Genomic DNA, 2422 nt, shown 5'->3' with positions numbered 1-2422 from the left:
ACCAGGCAGCACTGAAAGACGAGTGATCCGCCCGCCCGCGCTATCGCAGTAGCGCGGGCGGGCGGATCACGTTCGATGACCGGTCAATCGACGTCGGCTCGCCCCGGCCGGCTCAACGCCGTAGCCATGCAAGGTCCAGCGCACCCGCCCGCGCCCCGCGGACCTCGTTTTGTTCTCATATGCCGCACGTGACGCATTGATAACTTGTTCCGCTCATTCATCCTCAGCTCCCCCCGATCTTGGCAGCCACCCGCTACAGTATCGTCGCTGATAGAGCGATTCAGGATGACTATTCAGACTCTTGTGCGTTTTCGTGTAGGGAAGCGAGGACGAGTGCGACTGGTCTGGGGAAGGCATTCCCGAGTCCCTGAATTCGCCACATCCGCAAAGACGACCAAGAACGACCGGGCCCACCGAAACAGCGGTGGGCCCTTTTCATGACCGAAGTGTCACCCGGGCCGAAAAGCGGATGTACGGCTGAAATCGGGTGTTCGGTTGACATCACGAGGGGAGAGTGATGGCTGTGCGAAAAGTGCATGGAAGATTAAACCGGACAGCCGGGAAGCGTACGGATGCGCTGGCGCGAGTGGGCTTGTCCGTTCTCTTGCTGTCGGGTGGCGTCATGGGCGCGACGGCCGGGACGGCCACCGCTTCGACTGGCGACGGGACCCTGACCGTTGAGGTGCTCCGGGATTTCTTCGGCACCGGCGTGATCAACACGACCATGGACGTGCCGCAGCGCGGCATGAAGGTCGAGGTGTCGGACCCTGACGGCCATCGGGTCTCCGGCACCACGGATGCCACCGGAAAGGTGGTGGTCTCGAAGTCGACCGAGCTGACCGGCGGTCAGTACCGCGTCGATGTCACCATCCCGGCGCCGTACGACAAGTATCTTCAGGCGGCGCCGGCCTCGACGGCGGAAAACCACTTCGACAGCTTCACGACCTTCGTAAACGTGTCGGACGGTAAGGACGACTCGGTCATCACCGGGGTCTGGAACCCGGCCGACTACGCACTGCCGGACACACGGTATTTCGTGCCGATCCAGAACTCTTCCAGCGGGAAAGACACCCGGGCACTGGTGGCGTTCGGGACGGACAAACGAGGTACGTGTCCTGACCAGGCGGCATGCCCGACCGCGCTCAACACGCAGGACCAGGTGGGCACGACGTTCGCGTTGGCCTACGACAAGTACCGGAAGCGGCTGTTCCAGGGCGAGTTCGCCCGGCGGTACACCCCGTACGGGCCGGACGGCGGTGACGCGATCTACATCACGCCGACCGACGGTGGAAGCGCGCCGACCCTGTTCGCGAAGGTGCCGGGCGCCGCGGTGACGCCGCACGACGCCAGCAACATGATCAAGGACGCCGGGTTCACCAATGCGCCGGGCAAGGAGAGCATCGGCGGCCTGGCCCTGTCGGAAGACGGCTCGACGCTGTACGCGATGAACCTGCGGACCCGGTCCCTGGTCAGCTTCGATGCGACCAAGACCACCGCATCCGCACCCAAGGCGACGGTGCGCATCCCGGACCCGGGCTGCGCGCTGCCCACCGACTGGCGGCCGTTCGCGCTTTCCACGCACGACAACAAGCTCTACGTCGGTGGCGTGTGCAGTGCGGAGAGCACGCAGAAGCGCGAAGACCTGAAAGCCGTCGTCTACACCTACGACGGCGAGGAATTCGACACGGTGCTGACCCAGCCGCTTACCGGCGAGCGCGGTACCGTCTATGGCGGTGCCACAGGGGTTGACCAGGCCAACCACTGGAACCCGTGGAACACCAGCCTGTTGACCTGGGACAAGTTCAAGATCAGCGGATCAAATACCCTCGTCAATCCGCAGCCGGAGCTCGCCACCCTCGCCTTCGCCCGTGACGGTTCGATGATCCTCGGTTTCCGCGACCGGTTCATGGACGTGGTCAGTGGTGGCGGTCTTGACCCTCGGCCGGGCAACGACACCCCGCAAAACGGTATGTCCGGTGGCGACATCAGCATGGCCTGCGCCAATCCCGAGGGTGGATACTCGTGGGAAGGCACCGGGAATTGCCCCAACCACGCCAAGCCCGAAACCGATGGCGGCCAGAGCACCGGAGTCGTCGAATACTTCCCGGGCGACTACGTTCGGAACAGGGCCAACCCGGAGCAGATCCAGGGAGTGCACAACGAAGCCTCCCAAGGGGCGGTCGCCTACATTCCGCAGCAGCAATGGGTCGTCAGCACGCAGATGGACCCGACCGACAACTACGGCACCGGCGGGACCGGTTACTACAATGTCGAGACCGGCCAAGGTCCCGGTAACAACCATTCCGCCAACGCGTACCAGTTCGTCGCTTCGACCGACAATGGGTTCGGTAAGGCCGGCGGGCTGGGCGATATCGCGTATGAGGCGGCGAACGCGCCGATTCAGATCGGCAACCGGGTGTGG

The 2422-nt window shown here is 64.1% G+C and carries 1 protein-coding gene; it reads left to right on the top strand.

Annotated elements, in window-relative coordinates; all coding sequences use genetic code 11:
* Nucleotides 1-622: 622 nt before the first annotated feature.
* Nucleotides 623-2422 (top strand): collagen-binding protein (locus CCN51_RS48420; protein WP_086861057.1); only part of this gene is annotated, 1800 nt, incomplete at its 3' end.

It is taken from the genome of Streptomyces milbemycinicus, from assembly GCF_002154605.1.
Lineage (GTDB): Bacteria > Actinomycetota > Actinomycetes > Streptomycetales > Streptomycetaceae > Streptomyces > Streptomyces milbemycinicus.
This window is presented reverse-complemented; position numbering and strand designations above follow the sequence as displayed.